Consider the following 14,309-nt stretch of genomic DNA (forward strand, 5'->3'; position numbering starts at 1 on the left):
AGCTTCCCGGTAAGCAGTCCCTCACGCCAGATTCTCTCCGGTCGTGTCAGGACCGCTGTAAGCGAAGCTACCGTTCGTCGATGGGCAGCCAGTCCTGATGTTCCGGGCCGGTGTAGTCGGCGCTCGGGCGGATGATGCGGTTGTTGGCGCGCTGTTCTTTTACATGGGCCGTCCAGCCGGCGACGCGGGACATCAGGAAAATGGGCGTAAACAGTTTGGTCGGGATGTTCATGTAGAAATACGCCGAAGCATGGAAGAAGTCCGCGTTGGGAAAGAGCTTTTTTTCGCGCCACATGACTTCTTCACACCGCTCGGAGATGTCGTACAGGCTGGTGTCACCGTGATCCTCGGCGAGCGCGCGCGACCACTTCTTGATCATGGCGTTACGCGGGTCAGCGTCGCGGTAAACGGCGTGACCGAAGCCCATGATCTTGTCTTTGCGCTCGATCATCCTGAGGAGTTTTTCTTCAGCATCATCGGGGTCATCGAATCCTTCGATCATTTCCATGGCGGCTTCATTGGCGCCGCCATGGAGCGGACCGCGCAGGCTGCCGATGGCGCCGGTAACGCAGGAATGGATGTCCGACAGCGTTGAGGCGCAGACGCGGGCTGTGAAGGTGGAGGCGTTGAACTCATGCTCGGCGTAGAGGATGAGCGAGACGTTCATGACATCGGCGTGCAGCTGGCTCGGCTTGCGCCCGTGCAGCATGTGCAGGAAGTGGGAGCCGATGGTGTTGTCGTCCAGGTCCGTGTAGATGCGCACGCCATCGTGGCTGTAACGGTACCAGTAGCAGATAACCGCCGGCAGGGCCGCGAGCATGCGGTCGATGTGATCGTCCTGCTCGCCGAAGTTTTCCTCTGTCTCCAGGTTCCCCAACATGGAGCAGCCGGTACGCATCACATCCATCGGGTGCGCATCAGCTGGAATGCGTTCGAGTACCTCTTTGAGTGTATCCGGGAGATGGCGCTTGCTGGCCAGGCGCTCGCGGTAGGCGTCAAGCTCACGCTGATTGGGTAGATGGCCGTAGATCAGCAGATGGGCCACTTCTTCAAACTGGGCATTATTGGCCAGGTCCGTGATGTCATAGCCGCGGTACGTTAGGCCGGTTCCGGTTTTGCCCACAGTGCAGAGTGCGGTTTCCCCGGCTACCTGGCCACGCAGGCCAGCGCCACCTTGTGGTTTGTCGCTCATGGTTCTGTCCTCTCACCTGTCTTTCAGTCGTTTGTTGCTATTGTTTCTGCGCGAAGAGTTCGTCGAGCTTAGCTTCGAATTCATGGTAATCCAGAAAATCATAGAGCTCATCGCGGCTCTGCATCTGATCCACCACCGCTTTCTGGTCACCGTCATCCAGGATGTGCTGATAGACATTCAAGGCCGCCTTATTCATTGCACGGAAGGCACTTAGCGGATACAGAACCATGGCAACGCCGACTTGAGATAGTTCAGCGCGGTTGAACAGCGGTGTTTTCCCGAACTCGGTAATATTGGCCAGAACGGGCACGTCCAGCGCCTCAACAAACGCCCGATAATCTTCAAGGTCCGCCACAGCTTCCGCAAAAATGGCGTCTGCCCCCGCGTCCACGCAGGCCTGAGCCCGATCAATAGCGGCATCACGGCCTTCCTGGGCGAAGGCGTCGGTACGCGCGATGATGAAAAAGTCTGGATCCTGGCGCGCGTCTGCCGCCGCCATGACGCGGTCAACCATTTCTTCTTTTGATACGATTTCCTTGTTCGGCCGGTGCCCGCAGCGCTTCTGCGCTACCTGGTCTTCAATGTGGACCGCAGCAACGCCCGCCCGTTCCATTTCCCGGATAGTGCGGGCGATATTGAGCGCCCCACCCCACCCTGTATCAATGTCCACCAGAAGCGGTACATTCGAAGCGGCCGTGATCCGGCGCGCATCCTCAACGACATCATTCATGGTGGTCATGCCCAGATCCGGTAGGCCGAAAGAGGCGTTGGCCACGCCACCACCAGAGAGATAGATCGCTTTGTGACCGCTTTTCTCCGCCATAATGGCGGTGTAGGCATTAATAGCGCCGACAATCTGGAGCGGCTGTGCGCTGAGCGCGTCGCGGAAGCGTTTACCGGGGGAGCGGGAGTCTGTCATCAAAGCACCTGTCGGGTCGGGTCTGTAGAAATAGAAATTTTAAAACAGAATAGTCGTGACTCAGCGCACAACTGTCAATCACCCTGCGTACCAATCAGCCTTGGTTCAATCTCAAGATCAACGCCAAATCTGGTTCGCACATCGCTGCGGATGCGCTCAGACAGCGCCAGCAGCTCGGCCCCGCTACCATTACCGTGATGGATCAGCACCAGTGCCTGCTTCGAGTGAACCCCAACGTGGGCCTCCCGATGGCCCTTCCAGCCGCATTGGTCAATCAGCCAGCCAGCCGCAAGCTTGAATCCGCCAGAGTCCGGATAGGCCACCAGCCCTGGGAACTGTTCCCTCAGCGATTCGCCGGTTGCGTGGTCCACAACCGGGTTCTTGAAAAAGCTGCCGGCATTGGGCAACACCGCCGGGTCCGGCAACTTGGCCAGACGGATGCGGCTGACCATGGCCGCGACCGTCTCAGGCGTCAGCTCCTGGTCCGGATCCCTATAATCCGCAACCTCCTGAGCCAGCTCACCATAATCCAGGCGGAAGGTCGCCGAGCGCGATAGCCGGAGCCGCACACGCACAATGATGAAACGCTCCGGATGGCGCTTGAACAGACTGTCACGGTAACCGAACTCGCATTCTTCTGACTCCAGAGTCCGGAAACAGCCCTGCCGCCGATCCCAGGCATCCAGGCTCTCAAAAACATCGCTAAGATCCCGACCGTAGGCACCAATGTTCTGTATGGGGGCGGCTCCAACGGTGCCGGGAATCAGGGCAAGGTTTTCCAGCCCACGGTAACCAGTGGCAGCTGCATACCGGACTACGGCATCCCAGTTTTCCCCCGCCCCCAGGGTCAGAATGACCTGATCGTCATCCAGCACCTGCCAGTGACGCTCGTGGATGGCAATGGCCAGCACGAGTCCGTTGATCGGCGAGCACAGCACCACATTGCTGCCACCGCCCAACACCTGGACCGCCAGTTCCTGTGCATCCGCCCATTGCAGCAGCTGCGGGAGGGCGTCCGGCTCGGCAATGCGGGCGTACCATCGGGCGCTGCCAGGCAACCGCAGCGTGTTGCGCGGTTGAAGATCAACATCCTGCTCCACGAGCCCGGCGTTCATAAGCTGTGGCGGGACCGCAGCTCGGCAAGCAGACCCTCGCCGGCATCCGTGATCAGGTCCAGCACCCGCGTGAAGCCGGATTCCCCGCCGTAATAGGGATCAGGAACCTCGTCCGTATCCGCGTGGCGGGCATAACTGAGAAACAGCTCAACCGATGCATCCGCGTTGGGCGGCGCGATCGAGCGTAAATCACTGTGATTGGCGCGATCCATCGCCAGAATGTGGTCAAAGGTGTAGAAGTCCTCCAGCGACACCTGGCGTGCCCGTTGAGAGGTAAGGTCTATTCCGCGCTGACGAGCGGCCTCTGTAGCCCGCGGATCCGGTGATTTGCCAATGTGCCAGTGACCGGTTCCAGCGGAATCAATCTGGATACGGTCCTGAAGGCGCAGCTCCTCAAGCTGTCTGGCAAACACGCCCTGCGCGGTGGGCGAGCGACAGATGTTGCCCAGACACACAAACAGGATGGAAACTGGTTGCGTCATAATGCGTCACTCCTGCTGAGGTGATTGGCCGGCAAGGCGTACGCGAACCCGTTCGAGATCGGCCTCGGTATCCACGCCTGCCGGCGGCGTCTGTTCAGCGATGCCCACCTGAATCCGGGCGCCGTGCCACAACGCACGCAACTGCTCAAGCGATTCGGCCCGTTCCAGCGGTGTTGGCTGCCAGCCGACAAACTGATGCAACAGGCTTACCCGGTAGGCGTAAAGACCGATATGGCGATACCAGCCCGCGGTATCCGGCACCCACTCGGGCCCACTGCCGGTTTCAAAGGTGGCCCGATCCCAGGGAATGGGCGCCCGCGAGAAGTAGAGCGCGCGTCCGGCGTTATCCATCACCACTTTAACGGCATTGGGATTAAAGAGTTCATCCGGATTGGTAATGGGTTCGCAGAGTGTCGCAATGGCGGCGTCAGGCGCACCTTCGAGCAGGCCAGCAACCTGGTCGATCAACGCGGCGGGCAGCAGAGGTTCATCCCCCTGCACGTTGACGACGATCGCTTCATCATCAAGCGCCAGGCTGGAAGCCACTTCTTCCAGGCGATCGGTCCCCGAGGGGTGATCATCCCGGGTCATCACTGCCTGCCCGCCGAATCCATGCACCGCGTCGGCGATATATTCAGAGTCAGTGGCGATGATGACGCGCCCTGCGCCACTTTCAGCGGCCCTGTCCCAAACATGCTGGATCATAGGGCGCCCGCCAATATCCGCCAGTGGCTTGCCAGGCAGGCGGCTGGAGGCGTAACGCGCTGGGATAACCACAGTAAAGGCCATGATGGGCTCCGTTCAGCGTACCGGCGTAAGCCGTTCGTCCGTGGTCAGGGTTCGGGCTTCCTCCGGAAGCATCACCGGAATGCCCTCGCGGATGGGGAATGCCATGGCGTCATTGCGGCAGATGAGCTCCTGCGCGTCGGCATCATAGATGAGCTTGCCGTGGCATACCGGGCAGGCGAGCAGTGCGATCTGGCGTTTATCCATGGGTTCGGTCCTTTCCCGGCTGTTCAAGCTGTTGGTCGAGTGCGGTCACCAGCGAATCATCCGGCTGGGCGATCACGTCCAGAACCCAGACGTCGTCACTGGCAATTGCGCGGCATTTTACGCCATCCTTGGCCGTCATCACGACGGGTCCATGCAGAAAGTTCAGGTCTTGCGCACGGAAACGGTAGTGATCATCAAACGGATGAGGGATAACCCGGGCACCGAGTCCTGTTAGCGTATCAAAGAAACGGGCCGGGTTCCCGATCCCTGCCACGCCGTTCACGACACGCCCCTGGAGCCATTCCAGGCCTCGGATTTCGCCACTGTGAAGGTTGCGAAGGGCTGTTGGCACAAGTTCTATCGGGTGGCACTGCACGCTTTTGGGGAAGAGGGTCTGGAAAGCGTTATGTGTCGGTTGCCCCGTTATCACGCAGAAATCCACAGATTGGACGCGTTCCAGGGGTTCCCGCATTGGTCCTACCGGCAACAGCGCGCCATTGCCGATACCACGGGCACCGTCAAAAATGCAGAACTCCAGTGCTCTGCCGAGGGCGTAGTGCTGCAGACCGTCGTCACAGACAAGCACATCGCCGAGCTGATGGCGTTCTGCATAGGCTGCTGCGCGCGCTCGGGTGGGATCAACCAGCACCGGTGCGCCCGTTTGCTGCGCCAGCATCACCGGCTCATCCCCGCACTCCGCCGGGTCGGCGTCCGGTTTGGCCACGAAGGGGTAGTAATCCGGTGTCGCGCCATACCCCCGACTCAGGATGACTGGATGCCAGCCCCCAATCCGGAGATGCTCCACCAGCCATGCGGTGAAAGGTGACTTGCCGGTGCCGCCAACCGTAATATTCCCCACCACCAGCACCGGCAGAGGCGAATGATGAACAGTACGCCGGCCACTTGTATAAGCCTTACGCCGGCGTTTAACCAGCCAGCCATACAGCCAAGCCAGTGGCGCGAGCCATAATAGAGGACGTCGATCCGAATACCAGAGCCGTTCCAGCTTATTCCCCATAGCCCGGCCCTGTGGTCAGCCTTCCTCTGAAAACTGCAGGCGGTGCAGCGCTGCGTAAGCCCCGTCACGTTCCATCAGCTCGTGGTGGCTGCCGATCTCCGCCAGACGGCCACCGTCCATGACCGCGATGCGGTCCGCGGACTCGATGGTTGATAGACGGTGGGCAATGACAAGCGTGGTTCGCCCCGCCATAACCTCTTCCAGTGCCTCCTGGATATGGCGCTCAGACTCCGTATCCAGCGAGGAGGTGGCCTCGTCGAGTATCAGTATGGGGGCGTCCTTGATTAACGCCCGTGCGATCGCCAGACGTTGACGCTGGCCGCCGGAAAGGAGCACTCCGTTATCCCCAACAACCGTGTCGAAGCCGTCCGGCAGATTCTCAATGAACGACAGCGCATGGGCCTTACGCGCTGCCTCCCGGATCGACTCACGACTGGCACCGCTCATTTCACCGTAAGCGATGTTACTGGCCACGGTGTCGTTGAACAGCACCACACTCTGCGTGACCAAAGCAATCTGGCGCCGCAGTGACTCCAGGGTAAACTCCCGTATTGAAATGCCATCAATCCGGATGTCACCTTCCGTCAGTTCATAGAAACGCGGGATCAGGCTCACCAGGGTGGATTTGCCGCTACCCGAGCGCCCCACCAGAGCCACGGTCTCGCCTTGCGCCACAGTCAGGTTGATGCCCTGAAGCACGTATTCATACTGCGCATCGTAATGGAACCAGACGTCACCAAAATCGATGCGGCCATCAACGCGCCCCGGATCACGGGTACCGCTATCCTCTTCCTCGGGGTAATCGATGCTCTCAAAAATGCTCTGGGAGGCCGCGATACCCTTCTGGATCTTGGCATGCACTGAGGTCAGCTGGCGGACTGGCTTCGCCATGGTCGAGGCGGCCGTAATGAACGCCACAAACTGGCCGGTGCTCATGGCATCCCGGAATTCCGGAGACAGTGCCACCCAGATCAGGAAACCGATCGCTAGCGAGACCAGGACCTGGACCACTGGAGTGCTGATGGCCTGGGTCTTGGCCATTTTCAGGCTCTGGCGCAGGTTGTCGCGGCTAACCTTGCGGAAACGCCCGGACTCACGCTGCGCGCCACCGAAGGTGCGGACCACACGGTAGCCGGTAATGGCCTCGGACGACACATGGGTCACATCCCCCATGGAATACTGGATGCGCCGGCTGATGCGCCGGAAGCGGCGGCTTACATAGCTGATGATCCAGCCGATAATCGGCCCCACTGCCAGGAACAGCAGGGTCAGCTTCCAGTTGGTGTAGAACATGAAGCCGAGCAGCCCGACCACGGTCAGCCCTTCCCGGAGGATGATCGTCACTGCCTCCGTGGCAGCAGACGTCACCTGCTCGATATTGAAGGTGATCTTGGAAACCAGGTGACCGGAAGATGTCTGGTCGTAGAACCGTGAGGGCACCCGCATGAGATGATCAAACACCTGCACACGCATAACATTGACGATATTCCGGCCCACGTAGTTCATGTAGTACTTGCTGAGAAAGAAACCAACGCCGCGGACCGTGAACACGCTTATAATCAGCAGTGGCAGGAATCGACGATTCTCGGTTGTTGGATTCTGGAGCGCCTCAATCACGAACTCCATGGACCAGGCCATGGCCGTGGACGCACCGGCATATACGGTATTGCCCAACGTCGCTACAGCAAAAGCTACCCAGAAAGGAATTGCATAGCGCAGGAGTCGCTTATACACCTGCCAGTTGGTGAGGTCCGAAATATCAGCATCATTCGCCATTGGCATCGGGGCTTTCCTGGGTGCTGATACTGAGGCCGGTAAAGCCAAGGCTGCCAGCGATGTCCATGGCGCGGACGACCAGTTCATGACGGGCATCGGCGTCGGCGGTGATAATAAACGGCAGATCGGTATTGCCGTCGGCCACGCGCTCGACACGCTGGTTCAAAGCCTCGCGTTCAACACCCTCGAGGCGCTCGCCGTTGACGGAGTAGACACCATCCGCGCTGATCTCCACCTCGATGCGCTCCGTCTCCTGTTCCGCTTCGTTGCCTTCGGCCTCGGGAAGGTCAATCTGAAGCTCTGTCTCGCGAGTGAAAGTGGTCGATACCATGAAGAAAATCAGCAGCAGGAACACCACATCAATCAGCGGCGTGAGGTTGACCGAAACCTCCTGTTGCGATTGGCGCCGGAACTTCACTGCTCACCGCCCTCGTCGACAATAATGTCGCGATCGCCGTGGACAACTTCCACCAGCTTGATCGCTTCCTGCTCCATATTCACGACCATTTCATCAACCCGGCGGATGAAGAAGCGGTGAAAGATCAGCGCCGGAATGGCGACCGTCAGGCCAGCGGCTGTGGTGATCAGTGCCTCCGAAATACCGCCTGCCAGAACGCTGGGGTCGCCTACCCCGGCAAGCTGGATCTGCGAAAACACCTTAATCATGCCGATGACCGTGCCCAGCAGCCCCAGTAGCGGCGTGATGACAGCGATGGTCCCGAGCGGGTTCAGGAAACGCTCAAGCTCATGAACGACCTGCGCGGCCTCATGCTCGATGCTCTCCTTCATGATGTCGCGGCCATGTTTGGCGTTACTGAGCCCGGCCGCCATGATCCGGCCGATCGGCGAGGATTCCTGGATCGCCTTGAGGCGGCGCGAGTTCAGTTCTTTTTTTTTGATCAGGCGCCAGAGTTCATTGGTGGTCGCTGCTGGCGCCACGCGGTTGATCCGCAGTGCGTAGAACCGCTCAATGATGATGGCTAGCGCCAGTACGGAACAGATCAGAAGCGGAATCATGATGAATCCGCCAGGCCTCAGAAGCTCGAGCACACGCCTTCTCCATGCTGTTGAACAAGCGCCAATACTCTAGCACAGGCGTGCCTTCTGGCCACAATCCCGAGTGTACTCAACGCGCCAACCTGCTTGTTCCGGCACCAACCGGATTTCGCCTGTGTGGGGTGTGAACAGCACCCGGGTCTGAGCCTGCTGGTAACGCTTAATAGCAGGTGCGCCAGCCCTGCCCTGGTACCAGTCCGGTGGAGCCAGAACAGAGACCTCTGGGGAAAGGGCCTTGATAAACCCAAGCTGAGAGGATCGCCCCTGACCACCACGCGGCGCCAGCAGCATTCCAATGCTTCTGGCATCGTCCATTTGCGGCAAAAGACGCCTTTCGCCACGCCGGGTTACAGGGCCGGAGAGTAACGCTGTACGTTCTCCGCTGCGCAACAGCAGAGAGCATTGCCCCTCAGGTGTCACTACCCCACTGAGCGTGACGTTCGCCATAGCCCCTGCCTGTACCGTTTCGCACTCGGATGCTGCAGTCACATGCCGGAGCTTCGGCAACCTGGGGGAGCGCCAGTGGTGCTGCCTCGTCATCGCCGGATGCGCCATCACCAGGTGATCGATCCGCTCCACATCGAGTGCTTCCAGCCAGGAGCCGATCCGGTCGCGGGTTATGGCACGGACTCGGGCATCCGGTTCCCGCCCATCGAACAGTATCGTCCGTGTGCCATCCCGGATCAGAACTACCGGCCCACCCACACCATCCGGTATTCGCAGCTCCCGGACGTCGGCTACAGAAGCCGCCCTATCCTTCTCGGCTAGAGGCACGAGCGTCAGTACCAACACCGCCAATAGGCGGTAGGGCCAACCAACCGGCAGCAGCGTGCACAGTACAATACCAGCCGCCAAAACTGCGGTCTCAGCAGCGGGCAAAGGCAACTCAAACGCCCCTTGCTGGGCCCATCCCAGGAACGACCACAGGACAGTGACGGCTAAATCCACCCCGGGCGCCGCCCAACCAGCCGTTTCCGGGGTGAGCAACAGCAACGGAGCAGCAATCAGAAGCACTGGCATCACCACGACGGACAGCCAGGGAATGGCCACCAGATTTACTGCAAACGCGATGCCTGAGGGAGCCATTCCATGCCAAAGCAGCAATGGCGCGAGACCGGCCACGACGGAAACCTGGGCCAGCATCAGACCGAGTAGGGCCCCAGTCCCCCGCAAACGGGCTCCGAGCCCCAGGATCAGACAGGCAACGGCACCGAACGACAGCCAGAACCCGGGGCCCCACGGCGCTCTTGGCTCCAGCATCACGACGATCAGCACTGCCAGCAGCCAGCCATCCCAGAGCCGCCACTGGCGGCCAAAGTTCAGCATCCAGGCTGCCACAACCACCATCACCAATGCTCTCTGGGTTGGCACAGTGAAACCGGCGAGCAATGCGTACCCAGCCGCCACCAGGCCCACCAATGCAAACGCTGCCAGACGGCTCGCGGCGGGTCGCTGGTGCGCGATACGAGTAAGGGGTAACCCTAGGGCGACGCCGGCCAGCGCGGCGACCAGCCCAACATGCAGACCGGAGATAGCCACCAGGTGCTGCGCACCGGTCGCCTGAAGCCGTGCCCAATGCTCCTCATTGAGCCCCGCACGACTGCCCAGCAGCAGCGCCTCCACCAGCTCCGGGAAGCGCAGCCGCTCCCCGTGGTGATTCAGGCGGTGGATCAGCGCAATCCGCGCCGAATGATAATGGCAGCTTAGCCCGCACAGTTCCGGCGCGGGCTCGATCTCGCTGACGGCCGCAACAGCGCCAACACGCTCCCGCCAAAGCCATCGTTCGAATCCTCCCCCACCCGCATTAAGAGGCGCGCGCGGCGGGCGCAGACGGGCATCGAGCACGACGCCACCGCTGATGCTGTGCCGTGACAGGTCGCTGTCGAACGTGGCTCTGATCCGTTTGGGCAGCTCGTCGTTGTCACCGCCTGTACAGAGTACAAAGGCAAGACGATCGCCGCTGCTGGCGCTGGCGGGTTCACAGACATAGCCTTTAACCCTTATCGATTCCGGCCACGTCTGCGTTGTCGCGGGTGGCTGACCCCCCGACCATTCCATTAAGATACGTACAACTATCAACGCCAGCATCCCTGCGCGCATCGCACCCTTCCCTAGTCGTGCCGTGTTTCTATTCGGATGAGGTAAACTTCATTCATGGACAGACGTTTTTTCAAGCGCCTCATCCCTCATCCGGATCAGCTGCGCCGGTTTCGCGCGCTGCAGTTTCTCGGCCACGTGCTGCATGAACCCAATCTTTGGCACATCAACCGTCACTCAGTGTCCCGGGCAATCCTTCTTGGCGTGTTCTGGTGCATGATTCCCATGCCCTTCCAGAGCGTCCCTGCGGCCATGACCGCAATATGGTTCAACGCCAATCTGCCGTTAACCCTGGTCACCATTTGGATCAGCAACCCCTTGACAATGGGCCCAATGCTCTATGCCGGTTACGCCACGGGGGTTCTGATGCTCGGTCGCCCAGAGGAGGCCGACCGATTCCAACTCAGCTGGGAATGGATCAGCGGCCGTGTTATCGAAGTTGGTGTTCCCCTTTACATGGGATCGCTGATTCTGGGCCTTCTGCTCTCCCTTAGTGCCTATCTCGCCATTCAGCATTTATGGCGCCGGCGGGTGCGACAACGTTGGCAGCAACGCAAGCGCGAGCGCCGGATCACGAGGAAGCCGCACTGAGGCCGCCATGATCCAGGCGCATCACGCGCCCCATCCCCTGCGCGAGTTCCAGGTCATGGGTAACTACCACAAAAGAAGCGTCCAGCTGTTCGTTCAGCTCCCGCATCAGCCCCTGGATACGCTCGCCCGTTTCGTCATCCAGATTGCCCGTGGGCTCATCCATCAGCACACAGCGCGGATCGTTAACCAATGCCCTTGCGATCGCAACCCGCTGTCGCTCACCACCGGATAGCTCTGAGGGTTTGTGCTTGAGCCGCTCGCCCAGCCCCACGCGCTCCAGCAGATCCCGAGCCTTGGCCCTGGCCTGGCGCGGGTTGAAACGCCCCAGTGCCGCCGGTAGTGCGACATTATCCAGCGCACTAAACTCCGCCAGCAGATGATGGAACTGATACACAAAGCCCAGCGTACGGTTGCGGAACCGGCAGCGCTCGCGCTCGCGCATGCCATGGATTCGCTCTCCGCCAATCCACACCTCGCCATCGCTGGGCCGGTCCAGCCCGCCAAGCATGTTGAGAAGCGTGGTTTTGCCGGAACCGGAGCTGCCGACAATGGCCAGGGTTTCTCCAGATGCCACACTCAGGTTCACGTCCGAGAAGACTCGCAGGGTATCCTGCCCCTCCCGGTAAGTCTTGGCGAGATTCCGGCACTGGATAATCGGTGTTTCACTCATAACGCAGGGCCTCCGCCGGCTGAACCCGGGAAGCGCGCCACGCCGGGTAGATGGTTGCAAGCAGGCTCATTGCCAAACCTGCGCCGCCCACAATGAGCACGTCATTGAGTTGGAGTTCGGACGGCAGGTAACTGATGAAATACACATCCGCGCTCAGGAACTGCATGCTCAATATGCTCTCGATCCACTCGATCACGCTGCTGATGTTGAGCGCCAGCAGCACGCCCAGTCCGGTGCCGATGAGCGTGCCGCCCACGCCGATGACACCACCCTGAATGATGAAAACCGCCATAATGCCTGCCGGCGTCATCCCCATGGTCCGAAGGATCGCGATGTCCGCTTTCTTATCCGTCACCACCATGACCAGGGCCGAGACGATGTTGAACGCAGCCACCGCCACGATGAACATCAGCAACAGACCAATCATGGTCTTCTCCATCTGGATGGCCTGGAACAGATTCCCGTGAGTCTGAGTCCAGTTCATGGTCCGATAGGCGCCGGGCAAAGACTGCGCGATCCGGTTGGCCACCATCGGAGCCTGGAACAGCTCTTCCACCTGAATCCGAACCCCCTGAGCCCTGTCCCCAAGACGCAGTAGTTTGCCCGCGTCCTTGTAATGAATGAGGGTGTAGCTGCTATCCAGCTCCGCTCCCACGCTGAACGTTCCCACCAGCGTGAATCGCTTCATCCTGGGCAGCACTCCCGCGGGCGAAACGGACGCTTCAGGTAAGACTACCGTCACCTTGTCACCCATGCGGATGCCCAGTCGCCGTGCCAGCGCCTCCCCGAGGATGATGCCGAATTCATCCGCTTTCAGATCGGAAAGACTGCCATGGGTCATGTGTTTCTGGATGATCGATACGTCGGGTTCGTAGTCAGGATCAACACCGTTGATCAGCGCACCCTGGACCTCGCCCCTGCCGGTCAGCATCCCCTGGGCTCTTGAGAACGGGGCCACGCCAGTCACCTTGGAGTTGGACTCAGCCACGTTGGCCACATCCCGCCAATCCTCCATGCCCTCCGGGCTCTGGACTACCGCATGGGGTACCATGCCCAGGATCCGTTCGCGCAGTTCCCGATCAAAGCCGTTCATGACCGACAGTACCGTAATCAGGACCATGACCCCGAGGATCAGGCCCAGCATCGAGACCAGCGAGATGAAGGAAATGAAGTGATTGCGTCGTTTGGCGGCGGTGTAGCGCAGGCCGATGAATACGGAAAGAGGTCTGAACATAGATACGTACCGGAATCCTTGGGCAGGTCGGCCGTGCCTGCACTGTAATGAATCACTGTTACACTCTTGAGGAACGCGTCCAGGAGAAAGTCATGCCGTCAGAACACGATTCCGAGCGTCGCCAGTTCTACCGCATCGAGGACTGTATAGGCCTCGAATGCCGTCAACTCAGCGGGGAGCCAACCGCTCCCGCCGATACCCTTTTTGAGGGTGGTGAAACGCTCCCGCTGGAGGAGGAGCTGCAGCGGCATGATGCGGAGATCCGCCACCAGATCGGGCTGCTTTCGGAAAACGACCGGATTCTCTCCCAGCTCGCCCGTGCCCTCAACGAGAAGCTCGACACGGTGGCGCGGATTATGGCCTTTCAGAAGAATCCCTTGCAAGACAGTGATTGGGTTCACGTGACTCTGTCTGAAGGAGGACTATCTTTTGCCACTACCCAACTGACTCCCACGGTGGACGCGCGTATGGCAGTACGCCTGACCCTGATGCCCGAACTCAGCCAGGTAGCCGCCTTCGCCCGTGTGGTATCGCTGGAGGAAACCGGAGAAGGAACGCGCCTGCACCTGCAGTTTCAGCACATGGAAGACGCTGTGCGCCAGCAGATTGCCCGTCATGTGCTCCGGATACAGGCTCGCAAACGCCAGCAGATACGCCAGCGCCGAGAAACTGGCATGAACTCGGCCTGATTCGACGCAGCCTGCTGGTACGCTATAGTTAGGGCAACACTTACGGATCACCGAGTCTGACCGGAACTAAAACCATGCACACACGCAATACCCGCCAGCTTTGTTGCTGGCTTGTCTCTGTCACACTGCTGCCTCTGGTGGTTTCAACCACATTGGCCCAACAGATGGCCAACCCTGAGGCCGACGCAGCCAGCGCACGCAGCCAGCAGGAACAGAAGAAGGCAAACCACACCAGCCACCCCTTGAGCCTGAAAATCCAGCAGGCGGAAGGAATACGCACCCCACGCCGGGGTGAACGCATGGACTCTGTCCAGAACCGTTTCGGCAAGCCACAATCGCGGCGTGGCCCGGTGGGTGACCCCCCCATCACGCGCTGGCAATACCCGCAATTTGTCGTCGTATTTGAAGGCAAGTGGGTGATCGACACCGTAGTGGAGTCTGACAGCGACAACTGAACCCGGTATTGTTGCGCCTCTA

General features: G+C 60.0%; 16 protein-coding genes. 3 read left to right on the plus strand and 13 right to left on the minus strand.

Annotated elements, in window-relative coordinates; all coding sequences use genetic code 11:
- Positions 1-67 precede the first annotated feature (67 nt).
- The 11 genes from prpC to AAF659_RS05030 all read right to left on the minus strand — a co-directional run bounded on the left by prpC (position 68) and on the right by AAF659_RS05030 (position 10,609).
- Positions 68-1,192, minus strand: a complete 1,125-nt coding sequence (gene prpC, locus AAF659_RS04980) for a bifunctional 2-methylcitrate synthase/citrate synthase (RefSeq protein WP_349750582.1) — start codon at positions 1,190-1,192, stop codon at positions 68-70.
- 37 nt (positions 1,193-1,229) lie between these two features.
- The gene (prpB, locus tag AAF659_RS04985) at positions 1,230-2,111 is read right to left on the minus strand and encodes a methylisocitrate lyase (protein ID WP_349750583.1); all 882 of its coding nucleotides are present in this window, start codon (positions 2,109-2,111) and stop codon (positions 1,230-1,232) included.
- Between the two features lie 74 nt (positions 2,112-2,185).
- Complete coding sequence (murB, locus tag AAF659_RS04990; protein WP_349750584.1) at positions 2,186-3,226, minus strand: UDP-N-acetylmuramate dehydrogenase; 1,041 nt, start codon at positions 3,224-3,226, stop codon at positions 2,186-2,188.
- Positions 3,223-3,708 carry a low molecular weight protein-tyrosine-phosphatase gene (locus tag AAF659_RS04995; protein WP_349750585.1) on the minus strand — a complete coding sequence of 162 codons (486 nt, stop codon included), beginning with the start codon at positions 3,706-3,708 and terminating at the stop codon, positions 3,223-3,225. The genes murB and AAF659_RS04995 overlap by 4 nt, the downstream gene beginning before the upstream one ends.
- Before the next feature lie 6 nt (positions 3,709-3,714).
- Positions 3,715-4,497 carry a 3-deoxy-manno-octulosonate cytidylyltransferase gene (gene kdsB / locus AAF659_RS05000; RefSeq protein ID WP_349750586.1) on the minus strand — a complete coding sequence of 261 codons (783 nt, stop codon included), beginning with the start codon at positions 4,495-4,497 and terminating at the stop codon, positions 3,715-3,717.
- Between the two features lie 12 nt (positions 4,498-4,509).
- Positions 4,510-4,701: a Trm112 family protein gene (locus tag AAF659_RS05005; protein WP_349750587.1), complete on the minus strand. Its 192-nt coding sequence runs from the start codon at positions 4,699-4,701 to the stop codon at positions 4,510-4,512.
- Positions 4,694-5,719, minus strand: coding sequence for a tetraacyldisaccharide 4'-kinase (lpxK, locus tag AAF659_RS05010; RefSeq protein ID WP_349750588.1), 1,026 nt, complete (start codon positions 5,717-5,719; stop codon positions 4,694-4,696). Before lpxK ends, AAF659_RS05005 begins: the two co-directional genes overlap by 8 nt.
- Before the next feature lie 15 nt (positions 5,720-5,734).
- A complete protein-coding gene (msbA, locus tag AAF659_RS05015; RefSeq protein ID WP_349750589.1) occupies positions 5,735-7,501 on the minus strand; it encodes a lipid A export permease/ATP-binding protein MsbA in 1,767 nt (588 codons plus the stop codon).
- Entirely contained in the window at positions 7,485-7,913 is a 429-nt protein-coding gene (locus tag AAF659_RS05020; protein WP_349750590.1) for an ExbD/TolR family protein, read from the minus strand. The genes msbA and AAF659_RS05020 overlap by 17 nt, the downstream gene beginning before the upstream one ends.
- Entirely contained in the window at positions 7,910-8,545 is a 636-nt protein-coding gene (locus AAF659_RS05025; RefSeq protein WP_349750591.1) for a MotA/TolQ/ExbB proton channel family protein, read from the minus strand. The genes AAF659_RS05020 and AAF659_RS05025 overlap by 4 nt, the downstream gene beginning before the upstream one ends.
- A gap of 36 nt (positions 8,546-8,581) precedes the next feature.
- On the minus strand, positions 8,582-10,609 hold the full coding sequence (locus AAF659_RS05030) for a ComEC/Rec2 family competence protein (protein ID WP_349750592.1): 2,028 nt from the start codon (positions 10,607-10,609) through the stop codon (positions 8,582-8,584).
- 96 nt (positions 10,610-10,705) lie between these two features.
- Between AAF659_RS05030 and AAF659_RS05035 the strand changes: the two genes are divergently transcribed.
- Positions 10,706-11,239 (plus strand): DUF2062 domain-containing protein, encoded by a 534-nt coding sequence (locus AAF659_RS05035; protein WP_349750593.1) that lies wholly within the window; start codon positions 10,706-10,708, stop codon positions 11,237-11,239.
- On the opposite strand, the gene AAF659_RS05040 is transcribed toward AAF659_RS05035, so the two are convergent.
- The gene (locus AAF659_RS05040) at positions 11,220-11,909 is read right to left on the minus strand and encodes an ABC transporter ATP-binding protein (protein ID WP_349750594.1); all 690 of its coding nucleotides are present in this window, start codon (positions 11,907-11,909) and stop codon (positions 11,220-11,222) included. The genes AAF659_RS05035 and AAF659_RS05040 overlap by 20 nt on opposite strands.
- A complete protein-coding gene (locus AAF659_RS05045; RefSeq protein ID WP_349750595.1) occupies positions 11,902-13,143 on the minus strand; it encodes a lipoprotein-releasing ABC transporter permease subunit in 1,242 nt (413 codons plus the stop codon). Before AAF659_RS05045 ends, AAF659_RS05040 begins: the two co-directional genes overlap by 8 nt.
- Before the next feature lie 92 nt (positions 13,144-13,235).
- Here AAF659_RS05045 and AAF659_RS05050 point away from each other — a divergent pair, with 92 nt between their 5' ends.
- Together AAF659_RS05050 and AAF659_RS05055 are read left to right on the plus strand one after the other, a co-directional pair.
- Positions 13,236-13,832, plus strand: coding sequence for a PilZ domain-containing protein (locus tag AAF659_RS05050; protein ID WP_349750596.1), 597 nt, complete (start codon positions 13,236-13,238; stop codon positions 13,830-13,832).
- Between the two features lie 74 nt (positions 13,833-13,906).
- Positions 13,907-14,287 carry a hypothetical protein gene (locus AAF659_RS05055; protein ID WP_349750597.1) on the plus strand — a complete coding sequence of 127 codons (381 nt, stop codon included), beginning with the start codon at positions 13,907-13,909 and terminating at the stop codon, positions 14,285-14,287.
- Positions 14,288-14,309 lie beyond the last annotated feature (22 nt).

The organism is Salicola sp. Rm-C-2C1-2 (assembly GCF_040196175.1).
Taxonomy (GTDB): Bacteria; Pseudomonadota; Gammaproteobacteria; order Pseudomonadales; family Oleiphilaceae; genus Halospina.

What these genes read in the sequence shown, in the direction of transcription:
- prpC (WP_349750582.1), bottom strand. Translation starts at nt 1,192, where the DNA reads ATGAGCGACAAACCACAAGGTGGCGCTGGCCTGCGTGGCCAGGTAGCC.
- prpB (WP_349750583.1), bottom strand. Translation starts at nt 2,111, where the DNA reads ATGACAGACTCCCGCTCCCCCGGTAAACGCTTCCGCGACGCGCTCAGC.
- murB (WP_349750584.1), bottom strand. Translation starts at nt 3,226, where the DNA reads ATGAACGCCGGGCTCGTGGAGCAGGATGTTGATCTTCAACCGCGCAAC.
- AAF659_RS04995 (WP_349750585.1), bottom strand. Translation starts at nt 3,708, where the DNA reads ATGACGCAACCAGTTTCCATCCTGTTTGTGTGTCTGGGCAACATCTGT.
- kdsB (WP_349750586.1), bottom strand. Translation starts at nt 4,497, where the DNA reads ATGGCCTTTACTGTGGTTATCCCAGCGCGTTACGCCTCCAGCCGCCTG.
- AAF659_RS05005 (WP_349750587.1), bottom strand. Translation starts at nt 4,701, where the DNA reads ATGGATAAACGCCAGATCGCACTGCTCGCCTGCCCGGTATGCCACGGC.
- lpxK (WP_349750588.1), bottom strand. Translation starts at nt 5,719, where the DNA reads ATGGGGAATAAGCTGGAACGGCTCTGGTATTCGGATCGACGTCCTCTA.
- msbA (WP_349750589.1), bottom strand. Translation starts at nt 7,501, where the DNA reads ATGCCAATGGCGAATGATGCTGATATTTCGGACCTCACCAACTGGCAG.
- AAF659_RS05030 (WP_349750592.1), bottom strand. Translation starts at nt 10,609, where the DNA reads ATGGAATGGTCGGGGGGTCAGCCACCCGCGACAACGCAGACGTGGCCG.
- AAF659_RS05035 (WP_349750593.1), top strand. Translation starts at nt 10,706, where the DNA reads ATGGACAGACGTTTTTTCAAGCGCCTCATCCCTCATCCGGATCAGCTG.
- AAF659_RS05040 (WP_349750594.1), bottom strand. Translation starts at nt 11,909, where the DNA reads ATGAGTGAAACACCGATTATCCAGTGCCGGAATCTCGCCAAGACTTAC.
- AAF659_RS05045 (WP_349750595.1), bottom strand. Translation starts at nt 13,143, where the DNA reads ATGTTCAGACCTCTTTCCGTATTCATCGGCCTGCGCTACACCGCCGCC.
- AAF659_RS05050 (WP_349750596.1), top strand. Translation starts at nt 13,236, where the DNA reads ATGCCGTCAGAACACGATTCCGAGCGTCGCCAGTTCTACCGCATCGAG.
- AAF659_RS05055 (WP_349750597.1), top strand. Translation starts at nt 13,907, where the DNA reads ATGCACACACGCAATACCCGCCAGCTTTGTTGCTGGCTTGTCTCTGTC.